The 22,035-nt window shown below is 39.5% G+C and carries 19 protein-coding genes and 2 pseudogenes; 13 read left to right on the forward strand and 8 right to left on the reverse strand.

The window, feature by feature from the left end; all coding sequences use genetic code 11:
• The first annotated feature begins 344 nt into the window (after positions 1-344).
• Together L641_RS0118305 and L641_RS22455 are read left to right on the forward strand one after the other, a co-directional pair.
• The gene (locus tag L641_RS0118305) at positions 345-2,807 is read left to right on the forward strand and encodes a prolyl oligopeptidase family serine peptidase (protein WP_024602725.1); all 2,463 of its coding nucleotides are present in this window, start codon (positions 345-347) and stop codon (positions 2,805-2,807) included.
• A 193-nt stretch (positions 2,808-3,000) separates the two neighbouring features.
• Positions 3,001-3,617: pseudogene (locus L641_RS22455) on the forward strand (LysE family translocator).
• 62 nt (positions 3,618-3,679) lie between these two features.
• Here the strand turns inward: L641_RS22455 and L641_RS0118315 are convergent.
• The 6 genes from L641_RS0118315 to L641_RS23660 form a co-directional block, all read right to left on the reverse strand.
• On the reverse strand, positions 3,680-4,240 hold the full coding sequence (locus L641_RS0118315; RefSeq protein WP_013463046.1) for an LPP20 family lipoprotein: 561 nt from the start codon (positions 4,238-4,240) through the stop codon (positions 3,680-3,682).
• Positions 4,230-5,528: a transglycosylase SLT domain-containing protein gene (locus L641_RS0118320; protein ID WP_024602726.1), complete on the reverse strand. Its 1,299-nt coding sequence runs from the start codon at positions 5,526-5,528 to the stop codon at positions 4,230-4,232. Before L641_RS0118320 ends, L641_RS0118315 begins: the two co-directional genes overlap by 11 nt.
• 9 nt (positions 5,529-5,537) lie before the next feature.
• On the reverse strand, positions 5,538-6,323 hold the full coding sequence (locus L641_RS0118325; protein ID WP_013463048.1) for an ETEC_3214 domain-containing protein: 786 nt from the start codon (positions 6,321-6,323) through the stop codon (positions 5,538-5,540).
• A gap of 67 nt (positions 6,324-6,390) precedes the next feature.
• The gene (locus L641_RS0118330; RefSeq protein WP_138765091.1) at positions 6,391-7,227 is read right to left on the reverse strand and encodes a TonB-dependent receptor; all 837 of its coding nucleotides are present in this window, start codon (positions 7,225-7,227) and stop codon (positions 6,391-6,393) included.
• A 54-nt stretch (positions 7,228-7,281) separates the two neighbouring features.
• Positions 7,282-8,349, reverse strand: coding sequence for a hypothetical protein (locus L641_RS0118335; RefSeq protein WP_024602727.1), 1,068 nt, complete (start codon positions 8,347-8,349; stop codon positions 7,282-7,284).
• A gap of 435 nt (positions 8,350-8,784) precedes the next feature.
• Positions 8,785-9,078 carry a MarR family transcriptional regulator gene (locus L641_RS23660; protein WP_253944076.1) on the reverse strand — a complete coding sequence of 98 codons (294 nt, stop codon included), beginning with the start codon at positions 9,076-9,078 and terminating at the stop codon, positions 8,785-8,787.
• A gap of 249 nt (positions 9,079-9,327) precedes the next feature.
• On the opposite strand from L641_RS23660, the gene L641_RS22465 reads away from it, so the two are divergent.
• The gene (locus L641_RS22465; RefSeq protein ID WP_253944077.1) at positions 9,328-10,095 is read left to right on the forward strand and encodes a haloalkane dehalogenase; all 768 of its coding nucleotides are present in this window, start codon (positions 9,328-9,330) and stop codon (positions 10,093-10,095) included.
• Between the two features lie 118 nt (positions 10,096-10,213).
• On the opposite strand, the gene uvrA is transcribed toward L641_RS22465, so the two are convergent.
• On the reverse strand, positions 10,214-12,772 hold the full coding sequence (gene uvrA / locus L641_RS0118350) for an excinuclease ABC subunit UvrA (protein WP_024602728.1): 2,559 nt from the start codon (positions 12,770-12,772) through the stop codon (positions 10,214-10,216).
• A 139-nt stretch (positions 12,773-12,911) separates the two neighbouring features.
• On the opposite strand from uvrA, the pseudogene L641_RS23665 reads away from it, so the two are divergent.
• Positions 12,912-12,998: pseudogene (locus L641_RS23665) on the forward strand (LysE family translocator); the annotation flags it as partial.
• 33 nt (positions 12,999-13,031) lie between these two features.
• On the opposite strand, the gene L641_RS0118355 reads toward L641_RS23665, so the two are convergent.
• Positions 13,032-13,916 (reverse strand): LysR family transcriptional regulator, encoded by an 885-nt coding sequence (locus L641_RS0118355; protein ID WP_024602729.1) that lies wholly within the window; start codon positions 13,914-13,916, stop codon positions 13,032-13,034.
• Between the two features lie 121 nt (positions 13,917-14,037).
• Between L641_RS0118355 and L641_RS0118360 the strand changes: the two genes are divergently transcribed.
• The 9 genes from L641_RS0118360 to L641_RS0118400 form a co-directional block, all read left to right on the forward strand.
• Positions 14,038-16,023 carry a ligand-gated channel protein gene (locus L641_RS0118360; RefSeq protein WP_029750461.1) on the forward strand — a complete coding sequence of 662 codons (1,986 nt, stop codon included), beginning with the start codon at positions 14,038-14,040 and terminating at the stop codon, positions 16,021-16,023.
• Between the two features lie 268 nt (positions 16,024-16,291).
• Positions 16,292-17,146, forward strand: a complete 855-nt coding sequence (locus L641_RS0118365) for a PA4780 family RIO1-like protein kinase (RefSeq protein WP_008109146.1) — start codon at positions 16,292-16,294, stop codon at positions 17,144-17,146.
• Positions 17,147-17,454: 308 nt separating this feature from the next.
• Positions 17,455-17,742 carry a hypothetical protein gene (locus L641_RS0118370; protein WP_024602731.1) on the forward strand — a complete coding sequence of 96 codons (288 nt, stop codon included), beginning with the start codon at positions 17,455-17,457 and terminating at the stop codon, positions 17,740-17,742.
• Positions 17,743-17,947: 205 nt separating this feature from the next.
• On the forward strand, positions 17,948-18,325 hold the full coding sequence (locus L641_RS0118375; protein WP_024602732.1) for a hypothetical protein: 378 nt from the start codon (positions 17,948-17,950) through the stop codon (positions 18,323-18,325).
• 108 nt (positions 18,326-18,433) lie between these two features.
• Complete coding sequence (locus L641_RS0118380) at positions 18,434-18,880, forward strand: energy transducer TonB (RefSeq protein WP_024602733.1); 447 nt, start codon at positions 18,434-18,436, stop codon at positions 18,878-18,880.
• Between the two features lie 344 nt (positions 18,881-19,224).
• Complete coding sequence (locus L641_RS0118385) at positions 19,225-19,680, forward strand: M23 family metallopeptidase (protein WP_249365188.1); 456 nt, start codon at positions 19,225-19,227, stop codon at positions 19,678-19,680.
• 226 nt (positions 19,681-19,906) lie between these two features.
• Positions 19,907-20,203, forward strand: a complete 297-nt coding sequence (locus tag L641_RS22470; RefSeq protein WP_024596032.1) for a hypothetical protein — start codon at positions 19,907-19,909, stop codon at positions 20,201-20,203.
• Positions 20,200-20,553, forward strand: coding sequence for an IS66 family insertion sequence element accessory protein TnpB (gene tnpB, locus L641_RS0118395; protein ID WP_024596033.1), 354 nt, complete (start codon positions 20,200-20,202; stop codon positions 20,551-20,553). Before L641_RS22470 ends, tnpB begins: the two co-directional genes overlap by 4 nt.
• Before the next feature lie 70 nt (positions 20,554-20,623).
• On the forward strand, positions 20,624-22,035 hold a 1,412-nt coding region (locus L641_RS0118400), incomplete at its 3' end, for an IS66 family transposase (RefSeq protein WP_024600959.1).

A 22,035-nucleotide genomic window follows, 5' to 3' on the forward strand; every position in this document is an offset into this window, starting at 1 on the left:
CTAGGGGCGATTTACTCTTTGTTGCTCGGTTTTTACTTAGCCCACTAGGTTACAAACCTCGCGCCGCGATTAAACCGCCGCTAGTTTGAACAAATTATAATCCGCAAAGGTCAATAGACCCTAGTTTATTTGCGTGCTTTTTCAGCAGTGTAAATACGCTGCGTTTTATTAAGCCAAAGCACATAACGAAAACGCAGTAGCGATAAGTAAATAGTCGCATAGTTTAACTTATTCGCCTTACTTAAGCATCATTTAGCTGATTTTATCCTTGCTTAACACTTTATGAACAAGGTAAAACGTGTTTATATAGCGGGTAATATTTAACAATAAAAAAGGATGAAAACATGAATGCTTTTAGGCTATTTATTGCCTTGGTAGGCTGCATTGTTTTATTGCCTGCAAGTTATGCAGAGCAAGGATATCAAACCCCTTCACCGGCGCTTGCTGCACTCGTAGATGCTAAGTTAGCACCAACTAGCTCTTTATCGAATGATGGTCAGTGGCTTGCTCTGTTTGAACGCAAGCGTGTTGTGTCGCTTGATGAGCTGGCCAAAGAAGAATTTAAGCTTGCGGGAATTAAGCTTAATCCTGCTAACTTTTCACGCTCACGGGTAAGTGCAAAGTACAGCGCGTTAGAGCTTAAGCATGTTCAAAGTGGAACAGTAATAAACGTTAATAATTTGCCTCAGGGGATTATTCGCTCGCCGCGTTGGTCAGCAAATAGCGAACATTTAGCGTTTATTGTTGAACAACCGGATAACGCACGGCTATGGGTTTATAGCGTTAAAACCAAACAAGCTAAGCAGTTAAGTGAGCTTGCACTTAATTCTGTACTAACTGCTACACCTTATCAGTGGTTACCCGATAGCACGGCGATTGTGGCTAATTTAGCGGTAAACTTAGACAAACCAAGATTAACCAATGATACTCAAAGTACAGTGCCGGTTATTCAACAAAGCACTGGCGAAAAAGCCCCAGCAAGGACTTATCAAAACTTATTGACCAGCCCGTTTGATGAAGCACAATTTAAATTTTATGGTCAAGGTCAATTAGCGTATATCACGCTTGATGGTAAAGCACAGCCGATTGGCCGTGCCGGTTTATTTAAATCGTTTTCAATTTCGCCTGATTCAACCAATATTTTAGTCGCGACCATCGACGAGCCATTTTCGTATCAAGTCCCTTACAGTCGTTTTGCAACTACATGGCAAATATGGGGAATGCGTGGCTATGCATTAGTAGAGCTGGCAAAGCAACCCCTTGCCGACAACATTCCACAAGGCTACGACAGTGTACGCACCGGTCGTCGTGATTTTGAGTGGCGAGCCGATCAAGGTGCTGAAGTCATATGGGCCGAGGCGCAAGATGGCGGTGATATGAAAACTGAGGTTGAATATCATGACTACCTTTACAGTTTACGAGCGCCATTTAAACGCGACCCTAAATTATTTGCCAAAGTAGAGCGTCGTTTTGCTGGCATACAATGGGGTAATGATAATATTGCCATGCTAAGTGATTGGCGTTTTAGTGATCGACAAGTGCGCACTTATGTAATTCAACCACGTAATGCCGATAGTAACCGCGTGTTATTTTCAGAGCGCAGTTATAACGATGCCTATAAAGATCCAGGGAGTGCAATTTACGAGCGTAACGATTTAGGTGTTAGCGTAATAAAAGTTGTTGGCGGACGTTACATCTACTTACGTGGCGATGGCGCGTCTGAGCAAGGAAACATTCCTTTTTTAGATCAGTACGATGTTAAAACGAATAGCACCAAACGTTTATGGCAATCAGCAGCGCCTTATTACGAGCGTGTCCGTGCATTGTTAGATGATGAAGGCACAAAATTCATTACTATTCGTGAGTCTAAAACGCAGCAGCCAAACTTTTTCATTCGCGATTTAGATAAAGGCTCGCTAACACAGCTTACTCAGTTTGAGCACCCTTACCCTGCATTTAAAGGCGTAACCAAAGAGCAGTTACGTTATACCCGCGATGACGGTGTTGAGCTTTCAGGTACGCTTTATTTACCACCAGGATATGACAAAACACAAGGGCCATTACCGGTATTGATGTGGGCATATCCACTTGAATATAAAGATAAAGCAGTTGCATCACAAGTGCGTGAATCTGAATACGAATTTACCTACATAGGTTATTGGGGCCCTATGCCTTACCTTGCGAAAGGGATTGCGGTGTTTGACGATCCTAAAATGCCGATTGTAGGCGTTGATGGCAGTGAGCCAAATGATCACTTTAGAAAACAGCTGGTTTCTAGCGCTAAAGCAGCGGTTGATGTACTGGTTGAAAAGGGCATTGCCGATAAAGATAACATTGCTATTGCAGGGCACTCTTACGGTGCGTTTATGGTGGCTAATTTATTAGCACATAGCGATTTATTTAAGGCAGGTATTGCCCGCAGTGGTGCGTATAACCGCACATTGACGCCGTTTGGTTTTCAGGGTGAAGAACGTGATTTTTGGCAAGCACAAAGTGTGTACGCAAACATGTCGCCGTTTTTCCATGCTGAAAAAATTAACGAACCTATGTTAATGATCCACGGTCAAGAGGACCCTAATTCAGGCACTTTTCCAATGCAAAGTGAGCGTATGTATGCTGCACTTAAAGGCTTGGGTAAAGAAGCGCGTTTAGTGATGCTTCCTTACGAAGCTCACGGTTACCGTGCCCGTAAAAGCTTATTACATGTACTGTGGGAGCAAGAGCAGTGGCTTGATAAGTATTTGCTTTTAGATAAAGAAGCAGATACTGAAACCACCGAAACGGTTGCAGACGTAAACGTAAATTAATGTGCTAAGAGTTTCGAGCTCGAGGTTCGGCAGCGCGAAATACTGCGCTGCTAACTTGGGCTAAGCTCGTTGCCCGTAGCCCGAGTCTCGACGCTGTTACTTCTAATTTATCGGAAGCTATTTCACCTTTGGCTTTTTCCTTTACCCTTTCATTCATAATTAACACTATTTTTTAATCTATTGCGAGCTTTAAATGATTGATGTAGCTGCACTTGCGGTATTTATTCCTACCTTCTTTTTTGTATCAATTACACCCGGTATGTGTATGACACTGGCCATGACCTTAGGCATGAGTATTGGCGTTCGCCGAACATTATGGATGATGGTAGGTGAACTACTCGGTGTAGCAACAGTCGCAGTAGCCGCGGTATTAGGTGTAGCGAGCATAATGCTTAATTACCCCGATACCTTTGCTATTTTAAAGTGGGTGGGCGGCGCATATTTAATTTATATTGGCATTAATATGTGGCGTGCTAAAGGTAAAATGGCGGTTGATACGCAAAGCACCACCGCAGTGAGTCGTTATTCACTTTTTTCGCAAGGATTTGTTACAGCCATTGCCAACCCTAAGGGCTGGGCGTTTATGATTTCCTTATTACCTCCGTTTATTAACGTAAAACATAGTGTTGCCCACAGTTAGCGGTGCTGGTGGCCATTATTTTACTCTCAGAGTTTATCTGTATGATGATTTACGCAACAGGCGGAAAAAGCCTGCGGTTATTTTTAAGTAGAGGCAACAACATTAAGTGGATGAATCGTATTGCCGGGAGTTTAATGGTGCTAGTGGGGGTTTGGTTAATACTAGGGTAATTTATTGTAGTTATTTAATTAATATAACAACCCTAACTTATATTAGGGCTGTTATGAAACGCTTATTTATCTAGCGCTTTAAGCTCATCAGTTGTTGTTTTTAATTTGAATTCACGATAAAGCATATCTTCATCATTAGGGCTTAAATTCTTTCCTGACGTTTCGATTAATTTATCAAATAAAGGCTTAGTATTTTCCATAGTTACAAGCGCACATAACTGTTTCTTTCCATCTAAGCGAGCAAAACCAATTTCTTTAGCAATAGCCCCTACTAAGCTTTGCTCAGCTACCTGTTTACTTATTTGCGTAAATGATGAATTAGTCGTCGTTGAGTCTTGCTGTTGGGTTTGTTTGTTTATTAGTGTATCCATTACTTGCGCTTTAGCACTAATTTGAGTTGCTAGATCGGCACGTGCATTGGCAATAGCTTGTGCTCTACTTGCAGCCATATTTCCCGTCCATACTACACAGCTAGATGAAGCCAAACCGCCCTCGGGTGCTGTAGGTTGTAAAACCCAGCTTGGAACAGAATCGTTTTCAGCAAGAGGTTGAGACTTTTGTGGTGTTGTACCACATGCTGTAATAACTCCAGCAACTGCCAATATTAAAAGTTTATTTCGCATGATTTACTTCCTTATTGTTAAGGTTCCATTGTTCTAAGTTTTTTTGATATTGAATATCTAATTTACTTACCTTTTGTAAGTACTTTTTTGTTTCGTCGTACGGTAAATTATTTATAAGTTGTGCGTATACACCTTCGCTATCTAATTGGTTTATTAAGGCTACCGCTTTATTTATATTCGTACTTCTATTTAAGTTAAATGCTTTAGCTACGTTACCAGCGCCAGTATTATAAGCTGCAATGGCACAATATCTTCGGCTTATGGGATTATTAATTTTGCGCAAATATCGAGTCGTTAAAATGTCTAAGTACCCAGCACCGTAAGTTATATTAGTTTTTGGGTCGAATAATTCTTTAGCTGTAGGAGCTATATCCTTTTTAAATTGTTTGCGAGCAACATCTAAGCCTGCTGAGTTTGGCACTATTTGCATTAATCCAAATGCTGGAATATGCGATTTTGCATTAGGATCAAATGACGACTCAGCATGTGAAATAGCTAATAGTAAAGATAATTGGTCTTTAGAAAACTGGCTATAATAAGTAACAAAAGGCGCTACTTTTTTTTGTAAATAAGTATCGGGTAGAGCGAAAGTATGCGACTTAATGCGTTTGTAGGTAAGGTTTTGCTCTTTTGTTTTTTTTAGCGCATTATTTAAATTACTAATACGTTGTTCTTTTTCTTTGGTAAGCTGCTCTTTTTGGATATCAATTTGTGATTTAGGTAATTGCTCGTTTTTATCTAAACTACTCAATGATTGCTCGTGTTGAGAAGTAATTTCATTAATTAATGCGACTTCGCTTTCATGTTTGTCTGGCTGTGCTTTTATATCAACTTTTGCTGTTTTTACTGCTTTATCGAGTAAGCTAAGGTCTTTAAAAATATCAGTTAAAACCGGCGATAATTTAACATTATTTAACAATTGATTTGTTGTTAATGCTTCTTCTTGAGAAGTCGCTTTTAGTCCTGTTTCATTTGAGTCTTCAAGTGTTTGTACAGTCACGGTCGAATTTTGTTCATCAATAATAATACGTGTTTTTTTATCCGCACTATATTCAACACGTTCTAATAATGAGCTTTGTACAGGTCTTGACCAGTTTTGCAATAATCTATCTCTAAATTTATCGTATTCCTCGAGATATGCTTGTCTGAATGCTTGATATTCCAACTGATGATCGTTTTTAAAAGTGGTTTGTTTTGCAAGTTGCTGTTTTTTAAATTCTTCGAACGTCGGCGTGGTAGCCCCGCTGTAAGCACTAAATAAAGCAAAAAATAATAAAGTGTGACGCATTTTTTATCCTTAAAAATAAGCGTTAAATTCATACTTGGTCAGTAATGAATCAGAGATGTATTCACTAGATAGCTCAGATACTGCATAAAATGTAGCCGCAGTGTTAGCAAGTATCTCGGTTGTTTTAGCTAAGGCTTTTTCGTCATCTTGAGTAAGCATTAACTCATCAAGTTTAAATAAAGCTTTTTGCGTTTCATCAAGTAATGGTGCGTAGTTACTAAAGCCAACGCTAAGGTTCAAAAACATACCTTGAGCATTTAACTGTTTTGACTGCATATAATATTTAATATTATGAGAATCAAAATAAAATTCGTTACTTGATTTTATAACATCGCTTAAACTATTAACTCTGAGCATTTTTTTATTAAAAGGTATTAAGGGTGTAAATTCCGGTACCATAGCTTTATCGTATTTTAAGCTATGTACGGCGATGCCGACTATACGAGTATTTTTATTAATAAGTGTGAGTAAATATTTCGTATTTTTGTAATACCTATATTCGTAATCAGTATTCAAAGATGATGTTTTAATTACTTGCGGAATACCTATTTTTTTTTCAGCGTAAGGTAAGTAGTTGCCAATATCTAGCGCAGTAATCTTTTTTTCTTCGATTTGGTTCGTAAAGTGAGTAATGAATCCGTTGTACCCTTCAATTATGAGTGCTTTACTATCGGCCCAATTTCCAAGACCCATTAAAGTAACCATAAGTAAAATAAAGTAACCTTTCAATTTAGCTAACAAAGATTTATTTTCTTCAGTGTTAGCCTCAGGCTCTAAGTTATTTCCTACAGACATTTTCATCCTTAAAATATAGTTTATCAGTGTTAAATATAACTGTTTAAAACATGGCTTAATATAATCGCTAATAAGAATCGATAGCAGTATTTTTTAACTTTACAATGCTATTTATTAAATTAGTTGTGCTGTCTTGATTGGCTAAATGAATTAACTCGGTTTTTGAGCGTTTAGAGTAGCTCAAACCTTTTCCTTCAAAACGTTGTTGCCAAATAGACTTTTTGCTTTGTGTATCTATTTGAAGTTTTAACTGTGTAATTACAAGTTTACTTTGTGCTTTTATTATCGAGTTTTTAACTAAATAGGTCACTTCGCAAGCCGAGTTTGTTAATTTATATCCATGCTGTAAAAGTTGCTCAGTGAGTAACTCTGTAAGTTGAGAGCTATTTTCGCCCGTTACTTTTAAGCAACTATTTTTTGCGCCTAGCATTGCTTGTTGTTGTTTTATTTTTTCTTGTTGGCCTTCTTCAAGATCGGCTTTACTAATTGAAATAGCTGCATATACAGTACAGTTAATAGGGTCTACATAACGATCATATACTTTTGCGCTTTTTAATAGCTGATTGGTTTGAGACTCAATCACCGATTTGTAATCAGAATGGCTTACTGTGCTTGATGAGGTGTTTTTAATTATTTCTTTCACTGAAATATCAGTACTTAGTAATTTTGCGAGCTCTTCACGCGCATTTTTAGCTGACCGACGTTCATCAATTGTTTTTAAACCAGAGCATTGTGAAGAGCCTGAGCTAGCTAATTTTTCATCATCAACAATATCTATTCCTACCCACTTAGGCTGGGCATTCTTTGCATAGTATGAGCTGCAACTACAATGTGATGCTGCATTAGTAAGGAAAGGACTTAGCGCTATTGCCGCTAATAGTAGTGAGGATGTTCTAGTAGTCATAGTTTTACCAACAGCAATAAGGCCTAACACAAAATTGGTAGGCCTTAACTTAAATTACAAACGGTTTGAAGTTGTTGCTAGAGTTAGCTTTGCGTTATCCGATTCACGCTCGACAAGCCGTGTTTGGCCTTCAATAACAAACTTAAGTTCGTCAACGTCTAATGTTAAGTTGCTCGCTTTTTCATAATATGCTTTTGCTAATTCTAAATCATTCGCTCTTTCTGCGCACACACCATTGTTGTAGTTTATAGCCAGTGATTCTGAATACTGGCTTTGAGCTTTTGCAAAGGTTTTGCAGGCGTGGTCAGGCATGTCTTTTTCTGCAAATTCAACAGCGAGGTCTAATAACTCTTCTGCTTTATCAGTTAAATCTGAATCATCAGATTCCATCAACTTTACATTTTTAGTCACTTGGTGTGGTGCAACATCTTGTTTTAATTCTTCTATTACAGCGGCAAGTGCTCTGCCTCGTAATACAGAGTCAGATGGATGAGGGTCGTCACCTTTACATACTTTACTACTTGATAGGCGTGAATATTGTTTAGTAAAAACAATTTGCCCTGTTTCTACAGATACAGCCTTAGGTTTAAAATTTACTTTCGCAATTTTTTCTGAACACTTAATGGTTATTTCTCTAGACTTCTCACACTTGTACCATTTATCACCTTTTTGTATACATTCACTGTCTTTTTCGTAGTAAGTAGAGGTATCTACATCAGCAGTGTAGTCAGCAGTGATAAGTGTATCTGCGCCTGTAAGTTGACCTAGGCGGGTTCTGTTTTTTGAGTTACTGATATCACTTTCATTAAACCGTTGTTGTTCTATAATTTTACTAAGAGAAGCTTTATCAACAAAGGTAAAGTAAGGTTGGCCATTCACACGAATATTTGCAAGGTTTGTTTCAATTATACCTGTAGCTGCGTTTCTGTTATTTGAAATAACTGCAAGACGCTTCATTTTCTCAGTGCCACTTTCTTTAGCCGCTTTTGTGTATGTAATAGGTAATTCAGCAGTTGTGAGAGAGTTATTTAAAATAGCAATACCTCCATTAATAGTTTCAGTAACTACACAGCCAGAGAGCATTACACTTGATACTAAAGCGATTTTTATTCCCTTTATCATACAATTATTCCTTTATTAAGTTAGTGTTCATTTTTACTTTTTAACACTTGTAACTAGATGGGTCAACCTTATAGCTAAAAACTTTCATTAAAACGGTTCTTTTTTCTTATTTTAAAAAAGGTACAAGGGGGGAATACCTTTACAATTTAAAAAGATGCATGAATTTTATAACTATAATCGAATCTATCTTTACCTAATTTCATGTAAGAAAAACGACTAAAGTGGCTGTTATCATTCTTTAACTTATTGGATAAATTTTTAAGTGGGGTGTACTTTATTTAATAGCATTTTCTACTGGGCAACCACGCTTTCTACATACACCTTCGTTACATAGTTTGCATATTTTACGGGCTTCTATCTGCTCGCTTGTTAGGCTGCTAAGCGCTAGTTCTATCAAACTTAAAAAGCTTTGTTTTTGTTCATCATTAAAGCTATTTAGTATTTTAGAGGTGCTGTTTCTCGGCTGTTTAGTACTCTTTTAACCCTTTGACTTCCTTTATCAGTTACGTATAAAACAACAGAGCGAGCATCCTTTACCGATTTACGCCTCTCTACAAGCTCTTCTTTTTCAAGCGTATTTATTAATCTAACCGCACCAGAGTGCGTTAAGCCTAAAACCTTGCTCAGTACATCTATGGTTTCATTTGGGTGGTTGTAAATAGTGAAGAGTGCCGATTCGTGGCTTAAGCTTCGCCCGCCTAATTCGGCAATCTGCTTTTTCAATGTCATTAGAAACAAAAGTGGTAAACGTGCCGATTAAATTTGATATGTATTTTTCATTTTTCATTAATTCAATTGTATGTGATTCGATCACATAAATATAGTGACAAGTTAAGTACGCTCGTTTATTGTGTGATTCAGTCATGTATATCAATTAAATAAAAAATGATTCAGAAACATTACGTTATACAAAAAAGTTTAAAACTATATTAGATAAAAAAAATGGCCTAAATAGATGAAGGCGAAGGCGATCCTATTGTGTTTTTACATGGTAATCCTACATCTAGCTACCTTTGGCGAAATGTTATGCCATATTTACAAGGAAAAGGGCGTTTAATTGCTATCGATATGATTGGATTAGGAGATTCGAAAAAGTTAGATAACACCCATGAAAGCAGCAAATACACATTTGCACTTTTAGAAGCGTTGGGCGTGAACAGTAATGTTACTTTAGTACTGCACGATTGGAGCTCTGGTGTTGGTTTTAACTGGGCTAATACACATCGTGATGCAGTAAAAGCGATTGGCTTAATGGAAGCAATTGTTACCGATTTTCCAACATGGGATGACTTTCTTAAGGACTTACATGGCCCAATTAGCACCTTGCGCTCTGCTGAGGGTGAAAAAATGGTGCTTGATGATAACTTTTTTATTGAAACAATATTACCAGCGACTATTTCGCGTCAATTAACGCAAAAAGAACACGACGAATATCGTAGACCCTTTATAAATCCAGGGGAGGATCGCCGTGCAATTTTAGCAGGGCCTCGCCAACTTCCCATTGCCGGAGAGGCTGCCGATACTGTCGCTTTAGTAAAAAGCTATGCGAGTTATTTAGCCAACTCTCATGATATTCCAAAGCTATTTATTAATGCAGAACCAGGTGCTTTTTTAGTTGGTTACGCAAGAGACTTTGTGCGCACATGGCCAAACCTAGCTGAGGTATCCGTGAGCGGTATCCACTATCTTCAAGAAGATTCGCCGAATGAAATAGGCGAGGCTATTTCTAATTGGTTATCAAAATAAAAACGGCGTGTATAAATTAATCTGAATTGCAGATATTGAATTCATCCCAAGAAGTTATTTTAAGCGTTAACTACTCTATAGGTAACGCTTTTATAAAATTAAAAGCGTTATTCTTTAACTATTTCAGTAAAAATGGTGCTGTTTTACTCGCTTTTACATTTGCCACTTTTTCAGGTTTACCTTGTGCAACTATATACCCGCCTTCGTTGCCGGCTCCTGGGCCAATATCAATAACCCAATCACTGTTGCTGGCTACTTGCATATCGTGCTCGACCATAATAACGGTATTGCCAGCATCAACTAAGCCATTTAACTGCGCCATTAGCACAGCTACATCTTTTGGGTGTAGGCCTGTGGTTGGTTCATCTAAAATATAAAGTGTATCCCCGCGCTGAGTACGCTGTAGTTCAGTGGCAAGTTTAATACGTTGGGCTTCGCCACCTGAAAGCTCAGTAGCGGGTTGCCCTAAACGTAAATAGCCAAGGCCTACCTGTAGCAGTGTATTTAGCGCGCGTTCAATAGCGGGCTCATCGTCAAAAAATGTATGCGCTGATTCAACGGTTAAATTAAGCACATCGGCAATAGTTTTATCTTTATAGGTAATGTCGAGTGTTTTTTGGTTGTAACGCTTGGCGTTACATACAGGACAAGGCGAATACACGCTAGGCAAAAATAACAGCTCCACGCTTACAAAGCCTACGCCTTCGCAATTTTCGCATCGACCCTTTTTAACGTTAAACGAAAAGCGACCGGCATCGTACTTACGCGCTTTTGCCTCTTTGGTATTGGCAAACAGTTTACGTACGTGATCAAATAAGCCCGTGTAAGTTGCAAGGTTTGAACGAGGTGTGCGGCCAATGGCTTTTTGATCAACCGTTACCAAGCGTTTTATATGTTCAATGCCGTGAGTTATTTGCCCGCCAGTTGTTATATCGAGCTCTTGCTCGAGTAGCTCGGCTTCATCTGTAGGTATTTGTGGCTGCGATTTTTGCCCTAGTGCATCATAAACCAATTCAACAAGCGCTTGGCCTACTAAGCTTGATTTACCTGAGCCTGATACCCCTGTAACACTTGTAATAACCCCAAGCGGAAATTCTACATTAAGTTTTTGTAAGTTATTACGCTCAACATTTTTAAGCGACAGCCATGCTTTTGCTGGGCGTTGTTTACTTTGTATTTGAGCTTGATGAGATTCGTCATTTTTAAATAAATACTGGCTCGTGTGTGAGTTACAAATTTGCTTTAAGCCTGCAACAGGGCCGCTATAAACAATATTACCGCCACGGGAGCCCGCATTTGGTCCTACATCAACTACCCAATCGGCATGGCGAATAACACTTACATCGTGCTCAACCACAAACACTGAGTTACCAGCGGCTATTAGCTCATCTAATGCCGCTAATAAGGCTTGTGTATCGGCTGGGTGTAAACCTGCCGAAGGTTCATCTAGCACATACACAACACCAAATAATTTTGAGCGAATTTGCGTTGCAAGCCGCAAGCGTTGTAATTCCCCAGGCGATAAAGATGGCGTAGTACGCTCAAGCGATAAATACCCTAAACCAAGTTTGGTGAGTGCTTCAACGCGTTTAATAATGTCGCTCGTGATGCGCTTTGCAACTATGGCTTTTTCGGGGGTTGCAGCATTACTTTTAGCTGGGTTACTAGCGGCAAACCTTAGTTTATCTGCTAGCTCATTGAGTGTTAATTGCGAAATTTCGCCTATATCAAGGCCTGCTATTTTAACCGACAACGACTCTTTTTTAAGCTTTTTACCTTCGCACTGCGGGCATTGTGATATTTGCATATACTGCGATACGCGCTTTTTTGTGCGTGTGCTTTGCGTACTGGCAAACGATTGTAAAACAAAGCGTTTAGCACTTATGAATGTACCCATGTAACTGGGGCTTTCTTCATTTTTAATTGCCGCTTGTGTTTGCTCAAGTGTGTACTCAGGAAACACGGGCACTGTAGGTGTTTCGTCGGTAAATAAAATCCAATCACGGGCTTTTTTAGGCAGGGTATTCCACGGTTTATTAATATCGTAGCCTAAAGAAGTAAGAATACGGCTTAGGTTTTTACCTTGCCAAGCCGGCGGCCATGCTGCAATGGCGCGCTCTTTAATTGATTTAGTCGGGTCGGGCACTAACAGCTCTTCGGTTACGTTAAAAACGCGACCAATACCATGGCACTCTGGGCATGCCCCTTGTGGCGTATTTGGCGAAAACGCATCGGCATAAAGTATGCCTTGCCCTTTGGGGTATTCGCCTGCGCGTGAGTAAAGCATTCGCAGCGCGTTAGATATAGTGGTTACACTACCCACCGATGAACGTACCGAGGGTGCACCACGCTGTTGTTGTAATGCTACCGCTGGTGGCAGTCCTTCGATCGAATCTACATCAGGCTCGTCTACCTGATCAATTAATCTGCGTGCATAAGGTGAAACCGAGTCAAGATAACGATGTTGCGATTCGGCAAATAATGTTCCAAAGGCGAGCGATGATTTACCCGAGCCCGATATACCGGTAAACACCACAAGTGAATTACGAGGCAAGTTTACATCCACATTTTTTAAGTTATGAACACGTGCGCCTCTTACTTGAATGCTGTGCTCTGGGTTTAATAAGGCCGATTGTACATTATTAACCTCATGTGACTTTTTAGGTGTGGTTGCCATGTAATATATACTCCTGTGTAATAATCCTGTGTTTATTAATGTTCTGTAAAGTATTAATAATAATGCAGTCTTACTGAATGAGCGCTTAGCTATATGCTTGTTTTGCGTTTACATAACAGAAAAACTGCAAGTATAAATTCTAACCAAAGGCAGTAACATTAAGTGGATGAACCGTATTGCGGGAAGTTTAATGGTGCTAGTAGGAGTTTGGCTTGCAATTAGTTAACTATAAACAAGCCTTAACCTGAACTTAGGTTATTTAAATAGCTGAAAATGATGCGTTAAGTGCTTTAATTGCAGCTTTTGTTTTTGCTGCTAACGTGTCGCGTGCAGGCGTTAGAGCAAATACATCGTAATGGGGAAGCTGCCAGTCAGTGCATATTTCTAAAAGTTCTCCTGTAGCTAAGAAATTGCGTACTTCAGGCTCAGGCAAAATAGCATAGCCTAACTCGTCGAGAACAAATTGAATCACAGTTTGCATATTATTAATGGCAATACGCGCTTTTGGTAGTGTTGTGCTTTCACCGCGGGTAAGGTGCGTAAGCGCCGGATCAACAGCTATATGTGCAATGCGGTTATGCGCTTTTAGGTCATCCAGTGTGATTTTTGGTTGCTGTGCTAGTGCATGATTTTTATGAACACACAGTATTAATGGCCAACTAGCGAGCTGGCGTGCAATTAAGTTTGAGTCTTCGAGAGGGCCAATCGCCAGCACTAAATCTATACCTGTTCTGATCATATCAATCGGCTCGTCAGAAAGCGTTAAGTGCACATCTATATCACTAAATTGGTTAATTAAATGCTTTACAGGCTCGCTTAGTAACCCACCACCAAAACCGACAGGGGCTGCTAGTTTTAATTGCCCACTCGGACAATTTTGTAAATGCTGTAATTGTTCTGATGTAGCTGTTGCAACGGCAAGCATTTGTAAACAACTTTGATAATACAGCTCACCGGCCTCGGTAAGCGTTAATTCTCGAGGGCTGCGATTAAATAAACTCAAACCTACATCTAGCTCTATTTGTTTTATTTGCTGACTAATTGCAGAGGTTGTCATTAAAAGGTCTGCGGCAGCTTTACTCATACTTCCCGTTTGTACTGTGCGAACAAATATATTCAGGGTTTTAGTTAACTTATCACTCATACCGTTAAGCCTTACTTAAATTAGCTTTAATAAAAATAGCGTTGAGAAGAAGGGAACTTCTCACTATTATCGCAAACGCTAATTATTATCATTTACAAGTTAAATGTCACGGAGAAATATCATGAACACGGTAAGTTGTAAGTTAAGGCCGGTAACTGCATTTATTTTAAGTACTTTTGCAATTGCTAACCCTGCTTTTGCTGATGAAAAAAAACAAGATATGGAAGTAATGGTTGTCACTGCTTCTGGTTACGAACAAATGCTCAAAGAGGCACCTGCAAGTATTAGTGTTATCGACAGAGCGCAGCTAGAAAACCGCTTTTATCGTGACTTAACCGACGCAATGGCTGATATTCCGGGTGTAATAGTGACTGGCGGAGGTGACAGAAAAGATATTAGCTTGCGTGGTATGGCAAGCCAATACACGCTTATTTTAATTGATGGACAACGCCAAAGTTCAAGAGAAACACGACCAAATAGTGATGGCCCAGGCGTAGAAGGTGCTTGGACGCCGCCAATTTCAGCGATTGAACGTATTGAAGTAATACGTGGCCCTATGTCGTCGTTGTATGGCTCTGATGCTATTGGTGGTGTGATCAATATTATTACCCGTAAAGCGCCAGAGCAGTGGTATGGAGAACTGCGTTTAGACAGCACCATTCAAGAGCAAAGCCAGTCAGGTGATATAAACCAAGCCAGCTTTTTCACTTCTGGTGGCATTATTCCAGATCTATTGGGCGTGCAATTATACGGTCAATTTTCAAAGCGAAATGAAGATGATTTTACTGCAGGATTTCGAGGCAAAGAACAAAGTAATGTAAAAGCAAAGTTCACATTAACACCTAATGATAGTCACGAATTAATGTTTGAACTTGGCTCGGCAAAGCAAACATTAGACGAAACCCTCGGCAAAACAGTTGCCGCGCTTGCTCCAGGTGAAAGCTGTGGTCGACGTGGCTGCCCTGAATCAGCAACTACTGAGTATGAGCAACAAACATACTCTATGTCACACAATGGTTTTTATGACTTTGGATCGTCGCGTAGTTACATTAAATACGATAAGTTTGATAATAACTCACGTGAAATGTTTGTCGAAAATACCGACATTCAAACAACTTGGAGTTTACCGCTATTTAGTGATCATAACTCTACGTTTGGTGCGACCTATTTAAAAGAGTCATTGGATGATTATACAAGTAATAAAATTAGCGACTTAACCCATGTAGAAAACGAGCAATGGTCAGTTTTTGGTGAAAACGAGTGGGCAGCAACGGATGACTTTAAGCTTACCGCAGGCCTGCGTTACGATCATGATGGCAATTTTGCCGGTCATTGGAGTCCACGTTTATACGGTGTTTATAGCGCATCTAAAGCGATCACCATCAAAGGCGGCATATCAACGGGTTTCCGTGCGCCAAATATTCGCCAATCTACTGCGCAGTGGGGACAAGTGAGTCGTGGCGGTAATATTTATGGTAACCCTGACTTAAAGCCTGAGCAATCAGTGAACTATGAAATGGGTGTTTACTATGACTCTGGACGCGATTTAAGTATATCGACAACCGTTTTTTATAATGAATTTGATGACAAAATAACCCGTATAGCTTGCCCATTAACGCAGTGTACCGATGGCCCAAATCAGTTTGGCTCCATGCCAACTACGTACATTAATGTGGATGAAGCCATAACCCAAGGTATTGAGCTATCAGTAGATTACGATATTTCAACTGAAATTGATGTGAGTGCCAGTTATACCTACACCGACTCAGAGCAAAAAACCGGTGAATATAAAGGGAGCCCACTTAATCAGCTACCAAAACATAGTTTACAAACGTCTTTAAATTGGCGTCCAACAGATAAGTTAGGCGGATGGTTACGTGTGCAATATCGTGGAGAAGAAAGCCAGCCTACCACAGGGCCTTCACAAAGTAGTTTAATTGCCCCTGATTATACCATTGCCAATTTAGGCGCTAATTATCAGCTAAGTGACAGCGTTAAACTTGGTGCTGGAATTTACAACTTGCTTGATAAAGAGATCACAGAGCAAGAGTACGGTTATGTTGAAGATGGCCGTCGCTATTGGGCGTCTTTGGTGTGGCAGTTCTAAACACTTTTTAATAATGTAAAGTAAACGAGTACGCTAAACCGTGCTCGTTTTTTGGTTTTATCTCGGCTCTTGTTCAATAATGTTTAAAAAGCAAAAAAGGCGGTTGGCTTTTTCTGTGTAGTCGCTTATTCTAGCAGCGTATTTAGTCATTAAATGTAACTTTAAAGTTTACTAATAATTTATAACTTTCTTCAATCCCCAAAGGTATGCCTCGTTTGAACCACATAGCAAAACAAAAAGCCAGCCCTGTATTTTTAGTAGGTGTCGTTTGAAAATACCTAAACGCTTACAGCCATTAGTTGATGATGGTTTTATTGATGAAGTGATCAGCCGTTTGATGAGCGGTAAAGAGGCCGATGTATTTGTAGTCGCCTGTGGCGATGACATTCGCTGCGCTAAAGTATACAAAGAGGCCAGTAAGCGCAGTTTTAAAAAAGCTGCACAGTACCAAGAAGGACGAAAAGTACGTGGTGGCCGCCAAGCCCGTGCTATGGGTAAACGTTCCAGCTATGGCCGTCAATTAGAAGAGGAAATTTGGCAAAACGCTGAAGTTGACGCGCTGTCGCGTTTATCTTCAGCAGGTGTTCGCGTACCGCAAACTTACGGCTGCATTGACGGTGTTTTGTTAATGGAACTTGTAAGTGATGATGAAGGCGATGTTGCACCACAACTTGGCGCGGTTGATTTAACCGAGCAACAAGCCATTGAGCAACATACATTAATGATGCACTACATCAAATTAATGCTGTGCGCTGGGATTATTCATGGTGATTTATCGGAGTTTAATGTACTTGTTGATAGCAACGGCCCAGTAATTATTGATTTACCCCAAGCGGTTAACGCCTCTGCTAATAATAGTGCCGAGGCGATGTTTGCCCGTGATGTAAATAACATGCGCCGCTATTATGGCCAATTTGCACCTGCGTTATTACACACGCAATACGCCAAAGAAATGTGGGCATTGTTTGCAGATGCTAACTTAACCCCGCACTCAAAACTCAGTGGCGAATTTGAAGATGACAGCGAAGCTGCAGATGTAGATTCAGTACTTGACGAAATTCAAGCCGCCTTTGATGAAGAGCAAGAACGTAAAGAACGCATTCGCGACGCTGATGAGCAATAACCATTAATTTACGTGCTGAGTTTTATATAGTTTTAACTATTAGATCAAAACCTAGAAGGTAAGTAAGAGCGAGAACCAGACGCTTATAAAGTTATACTTAGTTCTGGTTTGATGAGTAAGACTCTAATTTTGTCCTATAACATTATTAACTGCCGTTTTAGTGCAAGATAACAAGCTTAAAATTTTAGCTGTTTACAAATGTAATTATTGATGAAATTATCAGGGTATGAATATATGTCGTTTTGGTGTGTTCTAAACCACCAAAATGATGTTCAACAAGCTGTTAAGTGTTTTTTTGAGGTTGCAGAATGGATTTTAATGGTCCTCAAAAAAGATGGTTAAAAGATTTGTGTAAGATTTCAAATCGAGACATTATTCTTTTAGATGAATTTAAAAAAGATAAACTAACTTGGGAAGAGTTTTGGAAAGCTAATTTATTACAAGTAGCAATAAATGATTTACATTGTAACTGTCTTTTCATAGAGTTATCTAACAGGCCTAAGGGAACTACCAAAGACCAAATGGAAAAAATGGCTGTCATTTTAGCGAGAGTGAATCTTATAGAGATGAGCATCAAAAAAGCGTTAGTATATTAATATGTGATTGTTGCGGACAAAAATGGAAAGAGCAAGAGTTTGAAGCTATGCAATATTGGTCATTCCATATGTACCCACAAAACACCTAACAAGGGTTTTCAAGTCGGACAAAAACAGTTGGCTTTGCTCGTATCTCACAAATTTTAGCCAACTATTTTTTGCCGTTTATTTACGGCGTTAGGTAACAAATCAGGTGTATAGACTCATGGATAGAGTAGTAATTTTCGTTTTGTGTTTCTGCCTATTTATAGGTGGTGCAACTCACATATTCGATAATTTATATTATGGATTTTTGCCTTATAAATTTGCTCCTGAATGGGTTAATATTTATTGGACAGCGTTGGCTGTTATAGATATTGTGGCTGTTTACTTGTTAGTTAAATGGCGTAACGCTGGTTTGGTGTTAACACTGGTTATAATGCTTAGCGACGTAGCAATTAATTCTGTTGCTTTTTATTCATTAAACGTTCTTTCGGATAGTTCTGCTTTACAACTTCAAACATTGTTTCTAGGTTTCTGTATTGGTTCTTCTATTTGGTTATGGCAGTCAAAAAGTAAGGCTAACGTGGTAAATGTTACCTAACAAACAATTAAACAAGGACAAAAACAGTTGGTTTTGCTCCTTCGTCGCTTATTTTAACCAACTATTTATTGCCTGTTATTTGGGCGTTAGAGCTAAAAGGAGAAAGCTTTGAATAAATCATACCTATTATTACCACTTACACTTTTTGTGGTTTCTTGTGCTACAACAACTAAAGTTGAGGAACCAAAAATAAATTACCTCGATATATCAGGTAAAAATCAAATTAAATTAGTTGATGAGTATTGGACTGTTGCAAAAAGAATCGAGCCTAGATATCCAATTTCAGCTGCTAAAAATAATATATCTGGTTGCGTTGATCTAATAGTTGGTATTGATCAAAATGGAAAAGCTCAAGAGTATAAGGTTCGTTCATCGTACCCTAAAGGCGTATTCGATAAAAACGCAGTAGCGGCTATGGTTAAATGGAAGTGGCAAGCTACAGAGAAAAATATAGACAATTCGCCTGTTTTAACTTCTATCCGTATGGATTTTTCAACTAGCAGGAATCCTAGTGATCCGGAATATCTACAAAACTGCCCAAAACGGGAAATTTAACTCTTACAAGAGTCTAAGGTTACGACAGTCCGCTCATGGCACTTTGCAGACAATCGATAATGTAAGTCGAAATTAGTGTGTTGATTTAACGCGCTTAATTCGGTTTAATATCAGCTTAACTAATATGCTGAGTAATGCAGGGATGGCTTAGGGCAGCGGATTTCATTAACTTGGGCCTGGTTAGGGCATTAAAATCTTCCCTTTATAAAGTAAAGCCCATTGTATGAATAGTTCCCACGCTGACACCCAAGCTGGTAGTACTTCGGTTAATATGTGCCAAGGATAGCTCATTGAAAAAATTAAGATTTATACTCGTTCTACTTACCGCAGTTTTCCTTATAGGTATGATCATACCAGATGACATTGTTATTCCTGTTGAGGGTGCAACACCCAATGATTGGAACCATAATACTTTTTGGTATGAGCCATGGGGAAGCTCTGTGGTCCATAAAGGGATTGATATATTTGGTAAAAAAGGGACTACCACACTTTCTTCTAGCAAAGGCTTAGTCATTTATACGGGCACAATACGTAAAGGCGGGAATGTAGTGGCAGTATTAGTGCCTAAATGGCGTATTCACTATTACGCGCATATGGACAGTTACTCTGTTACAACGGGTACTGTTGTTAAGGCTGGCTCAGTTATTGGTGTTTTGGGAGATTCAGGTAATGCCCAGGGAAAACAACCGCATATTCATTATTCAATCTTATCAATAATTCCAATTCCTTGGTTAGCTACAACACAGACTCAGGGTTGGAAAAGAATGTTTTTTTTAAATCCTCACGAAATGTTTATATAAGCTGTATTGAAAAAATGTATTTAAGATAAATACCAATAGGAACCTTATTTACAAGTAAGATGCGGTCAAACTATTCATATTAGCGATTAATATCAAGGAGAGTATATGCCTCATTTTATAATGGACTGTTCTGAAAGTGTTTTTGGGTCGTAAGCGTCCGAGCAACGACACCTAGCAGAGTGGATTTAATTAATTGAAAATACCGTCAGTTTCTACTGGAGGTATTATGCAAAAAAGAACCCTTAATGACTGGCAAAAATTGATTGAGCAGCAACAAACCAGCGGCTTATCTATTGTCGCATTTTGTAAAGAAAACATGTTACCCACTTCAAACTTTTATAAATATCGGTCTAAGTTACAAGACGCTGCAAAAGCACCTAAATTGGTGAAAGTGCAAAACAAAGCCATTCCCCATAAAGTGAATGCCTCAATCACGTTATCTCATGGTGAAACTCATTTAACTATACCAACCTCATCTGAGCCTACATGGGTGGCTAATTTAATAAAGGCGCTGCAAGCATGAACATGTTTATTGATGTGCCCGACGTGTACCTTTGCAATCAGTTTGTCGACTTCAGAAAATCCATTAATGGCTTAGCGGCCATTGTTGAAAGTGAACTCGAACTGTCAGTGCTATCCGGTGCCGTGTTTGTTTTTTGTAATAAAAGCCGAGATAAGCTGAAGATATTGTATTGGGATAACACAGGCTTTGCCCTGTGGTATAAACGCCTCGATAAGCACAAATTTAAATGGCCGAAAAACCTCAGCGCCGACACCCTAAACTTAACCGAGCAACAATTACACTGGTTATTATCTGGGTATGATGTCATAGGGCATCAACAAATCAACATCGAAAACGCTAGCATTATTTAGATCGTCGCGGGATCAATATTAACCATCGCATTAAGCTAGTTTACGGTAAAAAACATTATAAAATAAAAGGATGAACATTGATGTTAACTGCCTTCCAGACGATCCGGCTTTGCTTAAAAAGCTGCTGGCAGAGCACGCTGAAAAATTAGCGCAAGCGACTGCAAGAAACCGGTATCTAGAGGAACAATTCCGCCTAGCGCAACAAAAACAATTTGGTAAAAGTGCCGAAGTCTTTGACGCACAAGGTGAATTGTTTAATGAAGCCGAAGACATCATTGAGCAACTTGATGAGCTTGCTACGCAAGAGATTATCTACACTCGCAAAACACCAAAGCGCAAACCATTACCCAAAGACTTACCCCGTGAGCAAGTGATTCATGACATTGCCGAAGAAGACAAGTTGTGTAACTGCTGTGGTAATGAGTTGCATAAAATGGGTGAAGACGTCAGCGAAAAGCTCGACTTCGTTCCCGCAAAGATAAAAGTCATTGAGCATATTCGCCCAAAGTACGCGTGTCGTGAATGTGATAAGTCAGGGTCGAATAACAGTATTAAACAAGCCAAGATGCCAAACATGGCCATCAACAAAGGCATGGCCACGTCCAGTTTGTTAAGTCAAATCATCACCAGCAAATATCAATATGCACTGCCACTGCACAGACAAGAGTCGATGTTCAAGCAATACGGCATTGAGCTTAGCCGTAAAACCATGAGTGACTGGGTACTCGCATCCGCTACCTTGTTTGAACCGCTGATACAACGACTGAAACACGCGTTACTTAAACAGCCTGCGATACATGCCGATGAAACGACGGTCAATGTGGTCAACGCCGACAAAGTAAAAAGTTACATGTGGCTATATTGTACCGGCACGGATTCGCCATCGGCTATAAATAAACACAACTCAATGCCAAACATTGTGCTTTACGACTATCAAAATAGTCGGGCAGCTTCCTGTGTGGTTAATTATCTGGATGGCTATTCGGGCTATTTACAGGTTGATGGTTATCAAGCGTATGCACAAACGCAATCAACACTAGTTGGTTGCTGGGCCCATGCACGTCGTAAATTTATAGAAGCAAAACACGTGCAGGGTAAAAACAAGACAGGCAAAGCCGACGTAGTCTTGAGTCTTATTCAAAAACTGTACGGCATTGAATCAAAACTCAACGATAAAACACCAGAACAAAAGCATGAAATAAGGCAAGAGCAAGCGAAACCTATTATCGATAAACTGCATAAATGGCTAGAGCAAAACCAGCCACGTTTAGTCGGGAAAACCAAGTTAGCAGAGGCAGCAACCTATCTCGCTAATCAATGGCATAAACTTATAGTTTATCTTGAAAATGGTCAGCTTAATATCGACAATAACCGCGCCGAGCGCGCTATCAAACCATTTGTTATTGGCCGTAAGAACTGGATGTTTAGCCAAACCTCACGCGGCGCAATAGCAAGCGCTCACCTATACAGCATCATCGAAAC

Source organism: Pseudoalteromonas sp. TB41 (assembly GCF_000497975.1).
In the GTDB taxonomy this organism is placed as follows: domain Bacteria; phylum Pseudomonadota; class Gammaproteobacteria; order Enterobacterales; family Alteromonadaceae; genus Pseudoalteromonas; species Pseudoalteromonas tetraodonis.